Annotated in this window: 10 protein-coding genes, 1 tRNA gene and 1 pseudogene; 3 read left to right on the top strand and 9 right to left on the bottom strand. The window is 56.3% G+C overall.

What is annotated here, in order from left to right:
- Positions 1-430: 430 nt before the first annotated feature.
- The 9 genes from GSD1FS_RS03180 to GSD1FS_RS03145 form a co-directional block, all read right to left on the bottom strand.
- Positions 431-1,066 (bottom strand): SDR family oxidoreductase, encoded by a 636-nt coding sequence (locus tag GSD1FS_RS03180; RefSeq protein ID WP_155588336.1) that lies wholly within the window; start codon positions 1,064-1,066, stop codon positions 431-433.
- Positions 1,067-1,646: 580 nt separating this feature from the next.
- Positions 1,647-2,618, bottom strand: coding sequence for a bifunctional glutamate N-acetyltransferase/amino-acid acetyltransferase ArgJ (gene argJ, locus GSD1FS_RS03175; protein ID WP_246165780.1), 972 nt, complete (start codon positions 2,616-2,618; stop codon positions 1,647-1,649).
- On the bottom strand, positions 2,588-2,800 hold the full coding sequence (locus GSD1FS_RS09700; RefSeq protein WP_246165795.1) for a hypothetical protein: 213 nt from the start codon (positions 2,798-2,800) through the stop codon (positions 2,588-2,590). Before GSD1FS_RS09700 ends, argJ begins: the two co-directional genes overlap by 31 nt.
- A 301-nt stretch (positions 2,801-3,101) precedes the next feature.
- Positions 3,102-3,175, bottom strand: a tRNA-Gly gene (locus tag GSD1FS_RS03170).
- Between the two features lie 535 nt (positions 3,176-3,710).
- Positions 3,711-4,691: a zinc metalloprotease HtpX gene (gene htpX, locus GSD1FS_RS03165; protein WP_155588335.1), complete on the bottom strand. Its 981-nt coding sequence runs from the start codon at positions 4,689-4,691 to the stop codon at positions 3,711-3,713.
- Positions 4,692-4,703: 12 nt separating this feature from the next.
- Entirely contained in the window at positions 4,704-5,906 is a 1,203-nt protein-coding gene (locus tag GSD1FS_RS03160) for a class A beta-lactamase-related serine hydrolase (RefSeq protein WP_246165750.1), read from the bottom strand.
- A 204-nt stretch (positions 5,907-6,110) separates the two neighbouring features.
- A complete protein-coding gene (locus GSD1FS_RS03155) occupies positions 6,111-7,559 on the bottom strand; it encodes an FAD-dependent oxidoreductase (RefSeq protein WP_343030180.1) in 1,449 nt (482 codons plus the stop codon).
- A 156-nt stretch (positions 7,560-7,715) separates the two neighbouring features.
- The gene (locus GSD1FS_RS03150; RefSeq protein ID WP_155588334.1) at positions 7,716-9,929 is read right to left on the bottom strand and encodes a heavy metal translocating P-type ATPase; all 2,214 of its coding nucleotides are present in this window, start codon (positions 9,927-9,929) and stop codon (positions 7,716-7,718) included.
- 301 nt (positions 9,930-10,230) lie between these two features.
- Positions 10,231-12,009: a S1C family serine protease gene (locus GSD1FS_RS03145; protein ID WP_155588333.1), complete on the bottom strand. Its 1,779-nt coding sequence runs from the start codon at positions 12,007-12,009 to the stop codon at positions 10,231-10,233.
- 1,076 nt (positions 12,010-13,085) lie between these two features.
- Between GSD1FS_RS03145 and GSD1FS_RS10380 the strand changes: the two are divergent.
- The 3 genes and pseudogenes from GSD1FS_RS10380 to tgt form a co-directional block, all read left to right on the top strand.
- Positions 13,086-13,175 (top strand): annotated as a pseudogene (locus tag GSD1FS_RS10380) (hypothetical protein); the annotation flags it as partial.
- A 294-nt stretch (positions 13,176-13,469) separates the two neighbouring features.
- Positions 13,470-13,877, top strand: a complete 408-nt coding sequence (locus tag GSD1FS_RS09690) for a DUF6508 domain-containing protein (RefSeq protein ID WP_246165779.1) — start codon at positions 13,470-13,472, stop codon at positions 13,875-13,877.
- 10 nt (positions 13,878-13,887) lie between these two features.
- On the top strand, positions 13,888-15,243 hold the full coding sequence (tgt, locus tag GSD1FS_RS03135) for a tRNA guanosine(34) transglycosylase Tgt (RefSeq protein ID WP_246165748.1): 1,356 nt from the start codon (positions 13,888-13,890) through the stop codon (positions 15,241-15,243).
- Positions 15,244-15,433: the final 190 nt, after the last annotated feature.

The raw sequence follows: 15,433 nt of genomic DNA, 5'->3' as shown, positions 1-15,433 counted from the left end.
ACGCCCCAAACATGAATCCAAGCGAGACCTGCTCTTATCTGTCTGAGAATATTTCGCATACTTTCAGCAGATCTCTCCACGTGCATTCAGCAGATCCGTTCTGCTATAAGCACGTCTGCGACGTCCCTCATGCACTTCCAACAAGTTCTATCTGCCAAGTGCACGCGAATGACTGCTTTCACGTGCATGTAACAGATTTATCCTGTAAAAGCATTCCAGCAGCACTCCTCCTGCACAGTGAACAGCTCACGTCTGCTCATTGCACGTGAGCATCCCTCTCCGCGTGCTTTTAACAGATTCCTTCTGTTGGGAGCGTGTTACTGGATTCGTCATGTACTCAGCGGGCAGAGGTCACCTGCTGGGTGCACGCGAAGTAGTCCTCTCCCGTGCACACAGCAGGTGACATGCACTGCCATGCGATTAGCAATAATCAGAATGCGGCAACAGCCTGATCAATCGGCGTATCGCCGCCGCCCATCATGATGACCTTGCAATAGGTGTTCGGAGCGTTAAGCACGGCGGCGAGCACGGCAGCCACGTCATACAGGCTGTTCGGAATGGAACGATCCACATGGAAAGTGACCTTGCCGGTGGCGGGCTCTTCCATCAGATTGCCGGGCTGAATAATCGTGTAATCCAAGTTAGTGCGGGTCATCAACCACTGGTCAGCGAAGAACTTCGCGATGTTGTAGTCGGGGATATCCTTGAGATTCGGGTCGTTCCACTTCTCGGGAACGTCCGCGAACACCGAGCTCAGCAGAATAAAGCGCTTGATGCCCTGCTGCTCAGCGGCCTGCATCAGTTTGACTGCGCCGAACGCGTCGGTCTGCAGCAGATCCTTGCCGCGGGAACCGGCGACGAAGTAAACGGCGTCCACGCCCTTCAAGTCTTCTGCGAGCTGTTCAACGGAACGGTGCAGATCGAGCACCATCGGAGTCACATGCTCTTGGCCTTCAAAATGCTCTGGATGCCGAGAAGCGGCCACCACTTCGTGACCCTGCGCAACGAGATCCTTGGTCAACGCGGTTCCAACACGACCTGAAGCACCTGCAACAAAAATACGCATATTCTCTCCTGACGTTCTGCCGCGAAGCCGCCGAAACCAACTCCGCAAGCTTCTACATTCATTATGCGAGGCGTTCTTACGTCCCATTACCAACAAGGTGCCCTCGCGGAGCAATATTCCGCCAGCCTCTTGCGTTCCGCCATCGGCTCAGTTTCCAGCAGCGCACACAACATGCATCCGAATTATGCGGTACATTGCGGCATATTTGGAGATTACGCGCGCTATTTGGAATCGGCGCGCGCTATTTGGAAAACGCGCGCCATATTTGGAAAATACGTCACGTTTTAACCCAAAAAGTGACGTATTTTCCAAATAGCGCGCGTAATCTCCAAATACAGCGCACACTTTCCAAATAGGCACGTAATTGCCGAGAGCCTCTCCTACCTCGTATCGCAGCACCCGCCCAGCGATACTTTCCGCAGATTCAATCCTGCACTTTGTATCGCCAGCAATCTTCTAGCGATACTTGCGCCTCATCCTGAATCCGTACCATGGCGGAACTGGGTATTCGTACCGGCATCCATCCCTTCGGATGCTGTCCACAGACGCTGAGTTGTCAAACAGCTAAGGACCCTACGAATCAGGTCGTGTAGTAGCTGTTGATACGAATGTATTCCTCGGTCAGGTCGCATCCGAACACGCGGTGCCTCTCATGCCCCGAGTTCATGTCCACCGTGATGGTGATGACGTTATTGCTCTTCAGATACTGCCGAATTGCCTCAACATTGCCTGTGACTTCCTTCCCATCCTCAAAGATGGGATATTCCCCGATGGAAATGCGAATTGCGCCCTTATCCAAGTTGATGTCCGGCGTTTTCCCGATGGCCATGATGATGCGTCCCCAATTAGGGTCGCCACCATAAATGGCGGTCTTCACAAGCGGCGAATTGATTATGGATTTGCCGATTCGTTTCGCTTCTTCATCGGTGGCACAGTTCTCGACAACCACTTCGATGGTGTGCTTTGCACCTTCAGCTCCTGCCACTATCTGACGGCATAGCGAGACGCATACGTCATCAAGAGCATTTTGGAACTCGTCGAGATCAACGGAGTGGATTCCGCTGGAGAGCAGCGCTACTGTATCACTGGTAGATGTGTCGGTGTCGATGCTCATGCTGTTGAACGACAGATTGACACTGTGATGCAGCATGCCATCAATGTTGGCATCCGGCACTATGGCATCGGTGAAGATGTACACCAGCATGGTGGCCATATTCGGCTCGATCATGCCCGCGCCCTTTGCGGTTGCCAGAATCGTGGCCTCCCCCACAGTGCGCGATTCGATTTTAATTGCCGAATCCGTTGTGATGATTCCCTTGGCGAATTGCATGAAGTGTTCCGGAGACAGTTGGTCGACGATTGCGGGCATTCCCTGCAAAATAGTGTTCACAGGGAGCTGCGGGCCAATCATTCCAGTAGATGAAGGCAGAATGTTCTCCGGGGAGATATGCGTCAATGAAGCAAGCTCATCAATGAGTTGAAGCTCATTGCGACGCCCTTCTTCACCGGTGGCCACATTCGCTATGCCGCTGGTAACGATGATTCCTTGCAGACGGTGATTGGCAACCGCTTGCCTTCCAATGGGAATGCACTCGCCGCAAAATGATTCTTGGTGAACATGGCGGACGCGCTGCACACCTTGTCGGCGACCGCTATGCCGATGTCATCGTTGACGTCTTTGATGCCAACGTGACCACCTGCAAACACAAATCCTTGGGGAACTTTAAAATCCATCGTCTCACTCCTTGTTTTGTGTGAAAATATTCATTTCAAGTTACGAATGCGAGAATAAGTTCACTATTTGGAGAAAATATAACTAGCCTGAACCACAATCACACACAAAGAGAACTCCGTAGTCACCGATCACAAAAGATTTCCCACTACTGAAACGTGTTTATATCGATGCATAGGCAAACGTTGCATCAAATCGGCGCAGCAAATATATCTGTTGTAAATTGGTACTATTTTGTTACCTTTATGCGCGTTCTGAAAAGAAGAAAACGGCTGAAATCGTTGGAAATCAGCCGTTTTCTAGTGGAGCGGATGACGAGAGTCGAACTCGCCTCTAAAGCTTGGGAAGCTTTCGTTCTACCGATGAACTACATCCGCATGGTGCCGCTTGCGCGCACCGTGAATAGTCTAGCATGTGCGCAGACCAGTCCGCGCGCCTCCCACTATGGGCAAGTTAACCCGCGGCTAAGTTAACTGGCTCACTTCCTAGCAAATATGGGCGAATTAACTTGCGTGCCGGTTAAATCGCCCACTTCTCTGCTGCGGTATGGGTCAGGTAACTTTGGCGCAGGTTAACTGACCCAGAACTTCGCGCAGATGCGGGCGATTTAACTTGGATCTGGGTTAACTGACCCATTCCTCACACTGCACAGCCTCGGCTGCGCTTCCGTGGGCACAGTATGGGCACATTTTGTGCACAGCGCACACTAACCAGCACAGAAAAGTCTGCATTTCAAACGCTGCGCAGGGTATTTCGCTTACGAGGCGACATTACAGGCTCATTCGGCAAGTACAATCGCCGGAAATCGTTGAAAAATCGTCGCCGATATGCGCGTATATGCTCAGTAATGTCGCCTCGTAAGCGAAATACCCCACACCAACATTCGGTACGCAATCACAGAAAACTAGCGAACTAGCGCTGCGAATAGTTGGAAGTCTGCGAATACTGCGCGTACTGCGGCATCTGCTGCTGCGGAGCGGCGGCACCAACCTGCCCCATGTCCACTGCCATCTGCTGCAGGCGGGCGATGCGATCTGAAGTCGGCGGATGCGTTGAGAACAAACGCGAGATGTCACGCCCGCGGAACGGAGACTCGATCATCATTGCCGCAGTGGAAGTGTCGGTATTGGTTTTCGGCAGCGGGTTCTGATCGATGCCCGCCGAAATTTTGTCGAGTGCCGACGCCAGCGCGAGCGGATCGCCGGTCAGCGTGCTGCCGTCTTCGTCGGCGTCGTATTCGCGGGTGCGCGAAATCGCCATCTGAATAAGCGACGCAGCAATCGGCGCGAGCACTGCGGAGAGCACGATGCCGATCAATCCCAGCGCTCCCGAGGCATTGTCGCGGTCGCTGTTCGAGCGCGAGGAGTTGCCGATATACATCATCGAATATCCCAAATACGTGAGCACCGTTGCCATTGCTCCCGCGATCGCCGACGTGCGGATGTCGCGGTTATACACGTGCATCAGCTCGTGACCGAGCACGCCACGGAGCTCACGCTCGTCGAGAATCTGCAGAATATCTTGCGTGCAGCACACCGCCGCATGCTTCTCGTTGCGACCGGTGGCGAATGCGTTCGGCGTCTGCGTCGGCGCGATATAAATGCGCGGCATCGGCTTGCCCGCTTTTTGAGACAGCTCTCTCACGATTCGGTACAGCGCGGGTGCCTGCTGCTCAGTCACCGCCTGCGCGTGCATCGACGCGATTGCCAGCCGGTCGGAGAACCAGTATGAAACGAACGATGTGCCCAAACCGATCAGCACGTACATCCACAGCGTCGACACAGTGGCACCGGCGCACCACCAGATCAGCATGATGACGAGCCACATGATTGCAAACAGCGCCGCCGTTTTCAACCCGTTGTGATGATTGTGCATGTGCAAGTTTTCATTCATACAGACAATCTATCAAAATGACTCACACAAATACTGGCTGTGCCCGCGCCGCTGAGTATTCTGCTTATTTTCCGTGCGCATCTGCGAGCGCACAATATCGTCGAGCGTGCCCGCCAGCTGCGTCAGCAAATCGTTGCGACCGCAGGCGTCGCTCATCATCGCGAGCACATAACCGCGCGCGCCGCTGCCCACCGCCGGCAATATGATGCCGGCGTCATTGAGCGCATAATAATTGCCTTCGCCGTTGATCCAGCCTGCTTTTGACAGCACAATCACAGACGCCGACTCATCGGCAGACTCAGTATGCGCGGCGTCGATCGCCGAGTTCAGCGAGTGGATCATATTCGAGCCGAGCCAGTTGCGCGCGGCCTGCGAGCCGGACTCCTTACTCGCCAGATATGCATACGTGTTCACCCACATTTTCGCGAGTTCCGTTGCACTGACGTCTGGGTACTGGAATCCCTGCATGCGCGCGGGATTCTCGACGATGCCATTCGCCCATGTAATCATTGAAGTGCTACCGTATTGCGCGAACAATGTGTCGTAATTGTCGTTATCTGAGTAGCGCAGCACCGGCTCGATGAGCTGCGCGGCGTATTGCCCCGCGCTCGTCATATGCGCGGCGGTTTCCTCGAGATCAATCGCCCCGGTTTGCAGCAGCGACACCACATATGGGGCTTTGATCGCCGACGCCGGATACCGCACCGCAGCACCGTTCGACGCGAGCGCCGAGCCGCTGCTCATGTCGGCGAGCGCGAACGAGATCTGATATCCGTTGTCTGTGAACGCGCGCAGAACTTGCTCGAGCTGCGCGCGGGAGGAATCATCGAGAGTGAATCCAGCGGTTGCGAACTGGTCGGCAGTATTGACTCGGGTGAGATTGTTCAGCGCAACGCTCGCCGCCTGCGCTGTGCTCAATTGCGAATTATCTGCGGCAGCTGCGGAACTCGTGGCGGACGACATGATCTGCGGAAGAGGCAGCTCAGTTGCTGTGGTTTCCGGCTCGTGTGCTGTCACCGCTTGCGCTCGCACATATTGCACGCCAACTCCCATGCACAGCACGAGCAGCACAGTGAGTGTGGCGGCCAGGGCAACGATCAGTAGGCGGCGCCAACGATTCAGCGTGCGCTCGCATCGCTGGCATGTGGCCGTGACGCGCGAGTCACGGGTGCCGCTCGCCTCCTTTGGCGAGAAGTCTGACTGCTGACCGCGCATTACTACCTACTTCTCAATATCACACAGTAGATTTTTCTCTTTAGATATTCGCACGCGCGGCGGTCAAACTCTTCTATTTGCCCGCATATTCACAAATATTCGACACCTAGTGTGAGTAAATATAAATTCATATAACTGGTGCCTCGCACAGCATATTGTGTGCGAGGCACCAGTAATTATTAGTAATTATTGGAAGGCGCGCAGTCACTCGCCGTGTGCGAGTGCACGGAACTGGTCAGGGTCGATGACCTTCTTGTGCTCGCGGCCTTCCTTCGCGCCTTCGGCGCGCTCGTATGCGTCGACGCGCTTCCAGCCGGCGAAATCGATCGGCTTGATACCGCGCGATTCGAGCAAGCGGTCGATCGACTCGGGATCTCGGTCGGGAGCGAGACGCGCATTTTCCTTGTTCTTCGCGAGGTCTTCGAGCATGTTCGTGACGATCATCAGAGCGTCGGACTTCGTCGAACCGATCAAACCGACAGGTCCGCGCTTCGCCCAGCCGGTGGCATAGAGACGGTCGCGAATCTCGGTATTGTTCTCGTCGACGGTGATGCGGCCGTCACCGTTCGCGTTAGCCAGATGAGCACCCTTCTCGTCATAGGCAATGCCAGGCACGGATTCCGGCTTGTAGCCGATGGCGTGATAAACAGCCTGCACTGGGTAATCGGTGAATTCGCCAGTGCGGGTCATGTGACCGTCTGCGGAAGTCTCGGTACGCTCCACGCGGATCGCGCTCACCTTGCCGTCTTCGCCAAGAATCTCGGTCGGAGCACTGTTGAAGTGCACGTAATACTTGCGGTCGGCGGGGTTGCCTTCGAAGTCGACGTCGCCATCGTCTTCCATATCTTCAGCCATGTCGCGAATCGCGAACAGCTCCTCCACCATCTGACGGGTGAGCTTGTCTTTGCCGGCCTCCTCAATCGTGTCGTCATCGAGTTCGAAATCGTCTTCGTCGATGATCAGCTGCACGCCGGGGAGCTTCTCCATCTCGCGCAGCTCCTGCACCGAGAACTTCGCCTGGGCAACGCCACGGCGAATGAACAAGTGCAGCTCCTTCGCCTTGTTCTTCTTGATGCCCTCATACACGTTGTCGGGGATGTCGGTGCGCGCCTTCAGATCGTCGGCGTTGCGCATGAGTTCGCGAGCCACGTCCATAGCCACGTTGCCGCCGCCGATGACGGCCACCTGCTCCGCATCGAGTGGCCATTCGCGCACGCCAGTTGGGTAACCGTCGTACCATTCGACGAACTTGGCGGCGCCATACACGCCGTCGAGGTCGGCACCGGGGATGCGCAGCGGCTTATCTTTGATCGCGCCGGTGGCGAAGAGCACGGCGTCGTAGCGTTCGAGCAAGTCATCGAGCGTCACGTCTTTGCCGAACTCCACGTCGCAATACAGGTGGATGTTCGGGTTGTCGAGCGTCTTCTCCAGCGCGGACGCGATGAATTTGATCGACGGGTGGTCCGGAGCCACGCCGTAACGCACCAGGCCGAACGGCACCGGCAGTTTCTCGAACAGGTCGATGCGGGCGTGCGTGCCCAGGCCGAGTTCGTCGCCGAGTTTGGCGAGCTGGCGCAGGAAAATGTCGGAGGAATAGACGCCGGCCGGGCCAGCGCCAATAACAGCAATACGAAGTTCAGAATCTTGAGTCACGACAACAGATTAGCCCATGCGCCCGAATCTGTGAAGAGTGGAGCCGGCTCCGCCACTAAACCATCAAACTGGCAAAGCATCAAACCGGCAAAGCAAAGAGCCGCGCAACCCTTATGAGGGTGCGCGGCTCTTGGGGATGGTAGAACGCAACTGCTGCTAGTCGCGGTTGAAGAGGGCGGTGAGGGCCCAGAGGATCGACACGACATCGATGGCTTCCTGCAGGAAGGCGCCCGCAACGACTGGGATCAGGTTGAAGGCTGCACAAACCATGCCGACGATGGCAAGCGCGATGCCGACCAGCACGGCCTGCAGCATGCGCTGCTTGGTCTGGCGTGCGATCTTCACGGCCTTCGGAACTGCGCCGATGTCGTCGTTCATGATCACCACTTCGGCGGATTCCGAAGCGGCGGTGGAGGTGCCGTCGGTCATCGCCATGCCGATGTCGGCCACGGCGAGCACCGGCGAATCGTTGACGCCATCGCCCACCATCATCGTCACATCGCGGTGAATCGGCTCACCGAGCAGCTTCGAGAAGATGCGATCCATCGTCGAAGTGTCGGCGACCTTCTTGTCTTTGTCGGCGTCACGAACCGCAGCCACCTTGTCTTCCGGCAGCAGTTCGTAGCGCACGTCGGTGATGCCGACCTCGTTGGCGATGATCATGGCCGAAGCCTTCTTGTCGCCGGTGAGCATCGTCTCTTGCTTCACACCGAGTTCGCGCAGCTGCTCGATCGACTTCTTCGCGTTGTAGCGAGGAACGTCGCGAAGCACGATGCGGGCGGCGAGCTTGCCGTCAATGGCGATGTAGGTGGCCATCTCATCCGGTTCGAGCGTGGTGTTCCACAGCTTCGCGGCATCGCGGTCGGCCTGCGCCATCGCCTTCTCGTTGCTTTCCTCTTCCTGGGCGTTGTGCACTTCCTGCGAGGCGATCGCCTGACCGGTCACGAATGCGAAGCGCCCGACCTCAACCTTGTGGCCGTCAACGGTTCCGGTGACGCCCTTGCCTGGGGTCTCGGAAACGTTGCCCACAACCGGGTAGTTCTCGTGAGGATCCGGCAGCTCGCGGTGGTGTGCGTCAACGTTTTCGTCGGAAGCGCGCTTGCCGCTGGACTTCGGCAGACGATGCAAGCGTGCCATAGCCTCTTTACCAGCGGCCACAATGCCCTTGGCGAGCACGTGCGCGGAGAATCCTTCAACGATGCCGGCGAGCATCAGAATCTCGTCTTCGGTGAGCGATTCGGGAGCATCCTTGGACTTCTCCACGCGAACCACCTGCGGCTGCTTGACGGTCAGCGTGCCGGTTTTGTCGAAGAACACGTGCGTCACGCGACCAAGATTCTCAAGCACGTCCTGCGATTTAATGAGGATCTTCTGCTTGGCCAAACGAGCAGTACCGGCGACGTAGGCAACAGGAGCGGCGATCAGCAACGGGCACGGGGTGGCGAGCACGAGCACCTGTGCGAAGCGCAGGCCGGTGCCGGAGACGATCCATGCGACGATGGCGATGGCAAACGACACAATGGTGAATGGCACAGCGAGCATGTCAGCGGTGCGCACGACGGCAGCGCGCGACTCCTCAGCCGAAGACACGAGCTTCAAAATCTGCTGGTATTGCGAGTCGGCAGCGAGCGATGTCGTGCGAATCATCATCGTCGTCGAACCATTAATAGAGCCGGAGAGCACCTTTGCGCCAGCGAAGATGGTGCGTGGCACGGGCTCGCCGTTGATGTTGCTCAAATCCGCGCTTGCAGTGCCCGACAGCAGCATGCCGTCAACAGGCACGATTTCGCCCGGCAGCACGATCAGCACAGAGCCGAGTTTGACGTCGTTCACCGGCACAGTGTCGAAGTGCCCAGCGCCAGCGGTGATCGTCGAACCATCGCGTTGCGCCTCCTCGACCGCCTGCTGCACTTTGCGGAAGCCCTCATCGGTTATCTCGATGTTGGTTTCATCCACGCCTGGCAAATCAACCACATGCGCCTGCTGTGGCGCCGCCTTGATGAGCGCGGTGAGATTGCCGCGTGCCTTGTTCTGCGCATACGATTCGATCGCTTCGCCAGACGCGACCATCAGCACGACCGCCCAAGACGCCCAGTATTGCTGCACGCACACGGTGGAGATGAGCGCGACGATGGCGAGCAGATCCACGCCGACGTGCCCGTGTTTGAGGCTGTCGATCATTTCGCGAATGCTCGTGTAGATAGTCCACGCGACGAAAAGAATGATGATCCATTCGCCCACACCTGGGTCGAATGCGGAGTGGATGTGACCCCACGGCCTCCACGATGGAATGAGTGCCAACGGAATCGCCGCAATCAAAGTCAGCGGCAGCAACGGCACTTCTTTACAAAGATCGATGATTTTCTTCATCGTATCTCCTTACGGTCGGTATCGTTTCCCCACACGAATGCGAGGATTCAGCTTCACGCCTTGTTAGCCCACCGCAGCCGAACCTCGGTTCGATCACGATACACGGCGTAAAAAGATAGATTCATATTCAGTTATTCAGTTATTTGCACGCTTTCGCGCACGGGACTTCACTATAGCAAATTGCGCACGAACGCGCGTGTCTTATCTGCCAGCAAACTCACGTGCACACTTGCGCACAATGCAAAGCGGCGGGCTCGCTGAATACTCAGTCGAGCCCGCCGCTACCGCGTTGGCGTGTGCTTTACCACATGCCGAACGGATCAATCAGACCATCACTATTGTCATCATTATTATTGTCGTTATTATTGTTCTGATTGTTGTTATTATTATCGTTGTTTTGGTTATTATTATTGCTCTCGCTGCGATTATTACCGTTTACCGAGGCTTCGGCTTGGTCGAAGGTCACGTTGACTTCCATCGTCTTGCCGTCGCGCACGATGGTGAGCTTGGCGGTGGAGTTCATCGCAGCTGCACGCACGAAGCCGAGCAGTGAGTAGTTATTGGTGACCGAGACGCCGTTGAAGCCGACGATCGTGTCGCCAGTCTTGATGCCAGCCTTGGCAGCCGGGCTGTTGGCGACCACGGACTTCACCACTGCGCCGCCACGAGTCACGCCATCGGATTCGACGGTGCTGCTCTGAATGGTGACGCCGAGGGCCACGTGTTCGGCCTTGCCGTTCTTGATGATCTCCTGCGAGACGCGCTTGACGAGGTTCGACGGGATGGCGAAGCCGATGCCGATCGAGCCGGCGCTCGACGAATTGGAGGCGGTGGAGGCGATCGAGGAGTTGATGCCGATCACCTGGCCAGCCGCGTTGAAGGTCGGGCCACCGGAGTTACCAGGGTTGATCGAAGCGTCGATCTGCACAGCGTTCGTGACGATCGTCGAGTTGTCTTCGTCCATAACCGTCACAGGGCGGTTCAATGCGGAGACAATGCCCGTGGTAACCGTGTCTTCGTAGCCGAGCGGGTTGCCGACTGCCATGACCGCTTCGCCCTGTGCGAGGTTGTCGGAATCAGCGAAGGTGACCGGAGTCAGATCGCTTGGAGGATTGTCGAGCTTGATCACCGCGAGATCGGTGGTGGAATCAGTGCCGACGATCTGCGCGCTGTAGATGTCGCCATTGCTCAATGTCACCTGAATCTGCTTGGCGCCGGAGACCACGTGGTTGTTCGTGACGATGTGGCCTTCCTTGTCGAGAATCGCGCCAGAGCCCTTGGCGGTGCCGTCAGACACGGTGGTCTGAATCGAAACGACGCTCTTCGTGACGTTTGCCGCCACGCTCGTCCAATCGACGGCCTGGCCGCCTTCAACCTTGGCGGTGCCGGAACCGCTCTGACCGTTGCTCACGCTGCTCATCGAGCTGGAGTTCGGAATGTTGACCCATCCCTCAGTCAGTGCCAGGTAGCCAATGCCGAGGCACAGCGCCGCAGCGACAAGGGCTGCGACCACAGCCACGATGATGTTGTTCGCCGTGCGTGGCTGCTGAGGCACAGCCGGACCATTCGCGCCATTGTTCGGCATCGAGCCATTCGGACCCTTAGGGCCAGTCGGACCGGCAGGGCCAAACGGATTGTTCATCGTCGGCTGCCCGTTCGCTCCGTTCGCATTGCCATAAGGATTGCGATTCTGCGGAGCTGGAGCGCCGAAAGGCATGTTCTGCTGGTTGTTCTGCGTCTGGAACGGCAGTCCCGACTGAGTGTTCTGAGTGTTCTGAGTGTTCTGAGTATTCTGCTGCTCCTGCACAGGCGGCACCACTCGCGTGGTCTGATCCTGCGGAGCGAACGCGCCGTATTGCGGAGCCAAGCGATACGGCTCGGGCGAACGCGTGGAGTTGCCGGCAGTCTGCTCAGACTGCTCGTTCGCGCCCGCATTCCCCGGCACTGTGTTATTCAGCGGTGGCAGCGTGCTTGTCGGCTGCTCATTCGCCGCAGTAGGCGTCTCGTTTTCTTTGTTTTCCTGCGTGTGCTCGCCCTCCGAGTTGGGCGTATTGGTAGGCCAATTGTTGTCGTCAGCCATCGACTCTCCCTAATATCTTCTATCGCGCACACGCAATCTGCCGGGGCACTTGCGCACACGCAATCATTTCCGTTCTGTATTAGTTATTAGTAAAATCATTTCGCCTTGGAAATTCCTGAATGTTTGTTGAGAACTGAATTCTTCTTTGTACAAGGAATCTTGAGAATAAAAGCAAACATATATAAATTCATTCGTCAATGTCATCTCTAAGGAGAGATACACCACATCAACATCTGCTATGCAATCAACACCAATCCGCGCTATTTTCAATGCACATCAACACGGAGCACCGTATGCAAAACTGCTAGAATTTCAAAGATGGCAGGGAAGAACATTGCTGACGATTTTGAGTTCATGCATAGTAGCGAGCCAGATTTTGTGCCGTCTGACGAATATAGACGCACACGCAGCACAGTACCAATCATTGAATATGCCGAACAGTATTATTGCTTTACCGACCCAGTGATTGGACCGGTACTGCCAGCTGTATATATTACATTCCCGTTGTTTGAGAACGCCTTGGCTGGCGCGACGCGCATGTATGGCCGCGAGCGCGTGAATATCTACCCGCAGCTAGAAGACTGGAACTGGAACGGCAATGGAGCGAGTTATGTCGTGCCAATTAAACCAGTGCCCATCTGCTGGAAAGATGCGGCTGGAGACACGGTGATGCCACGTGAACAGTGGGTTCAGCAATACCGTGGGCTTCCCGGAACACCGTTTTATTCCACTTTTTCAGACGACGACTCATACTGCACGCACGCTTCCACATATGATAGTAAAGGTTGGGAGGCGTACAGATATGGCATGTTCTATTTCGAAGAGGCGGAGCGCGCACATACACAATTCGGACTTTTCAATAACGAACCCGAGCAGCAATTCCGAGATTGCGTGAAACTCGCAGAGATCCTGTTTCGCCATGCTGCGGGTCGCGGCAATGCGCGCGCATGGGTGGCGCTCGGCAGAATCTACCACGACGACACCAATGGTAAAGACTATTTCAATAGTTTTACACGGCGAGTTTCAAAGGACAACCCCCGATTATCCAGCAACCTCCGATTCCGGAGCGCGCGCGCATGTGCTTTGAGCGTGCGGCAGAACTCGGTGACGCAGAGGGCCTTGCGTTACTCGGCGATCTGTATATCGAGGGGCAGGTGTGCACACGTGATGTGCGACGTGCGTTCTCCCTGTATGAGCGTGCATTCGAGCGCGGAGGCGATACCGGGCAAATGCACTATGCGAAGGCGATTGCCGCGCTGCGACTCGCACGTTGCCTTCGTTGTGGTGTGGGCTGCGATGTTGATGTGAAAAGAGCGCGGGATCTCTATCTATTCGCGCACAAATATTTGGGTGAGATCTCAAAAACTTACCCATGGTGGTACAAGCGGGAACGCGACGAGGCCTTGGAAGGCGACGATTTTCTTACACAACTGCTCTGTCACCCTTCACACGAAGAGCGCTTGGCTTTGCGCAACACGAACTCGGCGCACTCATATACGTCAGTCACGCGTTTTCTGCCAGCCCTATCGCATAAGAGCACGTTCGGCACGTGGCATGAATATTTCTGGGTGTCCTACGACCACGACGTCGAACAGTTCCAAGACGCCGTTGAATCATTCTTCTCGAAACAGCCCGATTGGGGGTTCTACGATTACTTGAGCCTACTACATGCCAATTTGCTCTCGACGTCACTATCTCAGGCGGATCCTGAGGACTACGATGCTCGCACAGTGATGGCGATGGTCATCTATATTGTGCGGGGAGAAAAATTTGACCCCGGGGTGCTATTGGACTTCCTTGAACATGGCGTGGTGCAACGCTGGCTGCAACGATTGCAAGACACCGAGCAAGACAACCGCACGCTCTAGAATTGCCCACATGACAAGCACGAGCATTCCAGCAGACAGCAACAGCACGTTCGTCGGAGCGCCGGCTCCGCAATTGGTTGAACAGCCGCGCGGTGCCGCACCAAATAAGCCCGGCGACCGCAGCGCATTTTCTTTTGAAACGGTCACGAGACTGCCCGACTCCCCCACCGGCAAGGGGCGCGGCGGTGCACGCTATGGGCGCACCGGTATTCTGCACACACCACACGGCGACATTCACACGCCGGCGTTCGTGCCGGTCGCCACACAAGGCGCGATGAAAGCCGTACTACCGGAGTCTATGGTCGATCTCGGCGCGCAGTGCCTGCTCTCGAACGCGTTCCACCTCTACGAACGCCCCGGCGAAGACGTGCTCGACGAAGCCGGCGGTCTCGCGAAGTTCATGAACTGGAACGGCCCCACATTCACCGATTCCGGCGGATTCCAAGTACTTTCGCTCGGCGCGGGCTTCAAGAAGACACTCGCGATGGACACTCATGGCATGAAATCAGATGACGTGATCGCAGAAGGCAAGGAACGCATGGCCTTCGTTGATGAGGATGGTGTGACGTTCAAATCTCCGCTCAACGGTTCGCTGCACCGTTTCTCGGCGGAGATTTCGATGAATATTCAGCATAAGATCGGCGCGGATATCATGTTCGCATTCGACGAGCTGACCACACTGATGAATACGCGCAAATATCAGGAGAAATCAGTGGAGCGCACGTACCGCTGGGCACAGCGTTGCGTTGCCGAGCACAAGAGACTCACTGAAGAGCGCGTGGGCAAACCATACCAAGCACTGTATGGCGTGGTGCAAGGCGCGAATTATGAAGACCTGCGTCACCACGCCGCCGCGCAGATTGCTTCGCTCGATTTCGACGGCGTGGGCATCGGCGGCGCTATGGAGAAGAGGATTATCGGCGACATCTGCGCATGGATCTGCGATGAAATGCCCGAATCTCGCCCGCGGCACGTGCTCGGCATCGCCGCAGTCGACGACATCTTCGCATGTGTGGAAAACGGCGGCGACACGTTCGACTGTGTTGCTCCCGCGCGCTGCGGCCGCAATGGTGCTATTTTCACGCGCGACGGTCGCTACAACATCAAGCGAGCGGCTAATAAGCACGACTTCTCCCCACTCGAGGAAGGCTGCCAGTGCTACACGTGCACGCATTATTCGCGCGCGTACGTCGACCATTTGCTTCGCGCGCACGAGATGAATGGCTTCACTCTCGCCACGATTCACAACGAGTACTTCTTCGTGCACTTGCTCGATGACATCCGCGCGTCAATCGACGGCGGCTACTTCGACGAGTTCCAAGACGAAACGCTCGCCCGCTTCTACGCGAACGGTTCCCGCGGCTGACTTCTGCTGCGCTGCAGCTGCCAATCATATGCAATATGGGTTCAATATGGGGCAGTTAACTTTTCCGTAGGTTAATTGACCCACAAATACCGCCGCCTGCGGGTCAGTTCACCGGCGGTTATGTTATGACTCATATATTTATTTGGTCGCAAGTGGCGTGGCAGAGGTACCAAAACGGTACCACTTGCAG

Origin of the sequence: Bifidobacterium canis (assembly GCF_009727065.1) — a bacterium.
Classification (GTDB): domain Bacteria; phylum Actinomycetota; class Actinomycetes; order Actinomycetales; family Bifidobacteriaceae; genus Bifidobacterium; species Bifidobacterium canis.
Note: the sequence above shows the minus strand (reverse complement) of the source record. Positions and strands in the feature narration are given on the sequence as shown.

Bases quoted from the DNA above. Each gene is read 5' to 3' on its own strand.
- GSD1FS_RS03145 (WP_155588333.1), bottom strand. From the start codon at position 12,009: ATGGCTGACGACAACAATTGGCCTACCAATACGCCCAACTCGGAGGGC.
- htpX (WP_155588335.1), bottom strand. From the start codon at position 4,691: ATGAATGAAAACTTGCACATGCACAATCATCACAACGGGTTGAAAACG.
- GSD1FS_RS03150 (WP_155588334.1), bottom strand. From the start codon at position 9,929: ATGAAGAAAATCATCGATCTTTGTAAAGAAGTGCCGTTGCTGCCGCTG.
- GSD1FS_RS03160 (WP_246165750.1), bottom strand. From the start codon at position 5,906: ATGCGCGGTCAGCAGTCAGACTTCTCGCCAAAGGAGGCGAGCGGCACC.
- tgt (WP_246165748.1), top strand. From the start codon at position 13,888: ATGACAAGCACGAGCATTCCAGCAGACAGCAACAGCACGTTCGTCGGA.
- GSD1FS_RS09700 (WP_246165795.1), bottom strand. From the start codon at position 2,800: ATGGATTTTAAAGTTCCCCAAGGATTTGTGTTTGCAGGTGGTCACGTT.
- GSD1FS_RS03180 (WP_155588336.1), bottom strand. From the start codon at position 1,066: ATGCGTATTTTTGTTGCAGGTGCTTCAGGTCGTGTTGGAACCGCGTTG.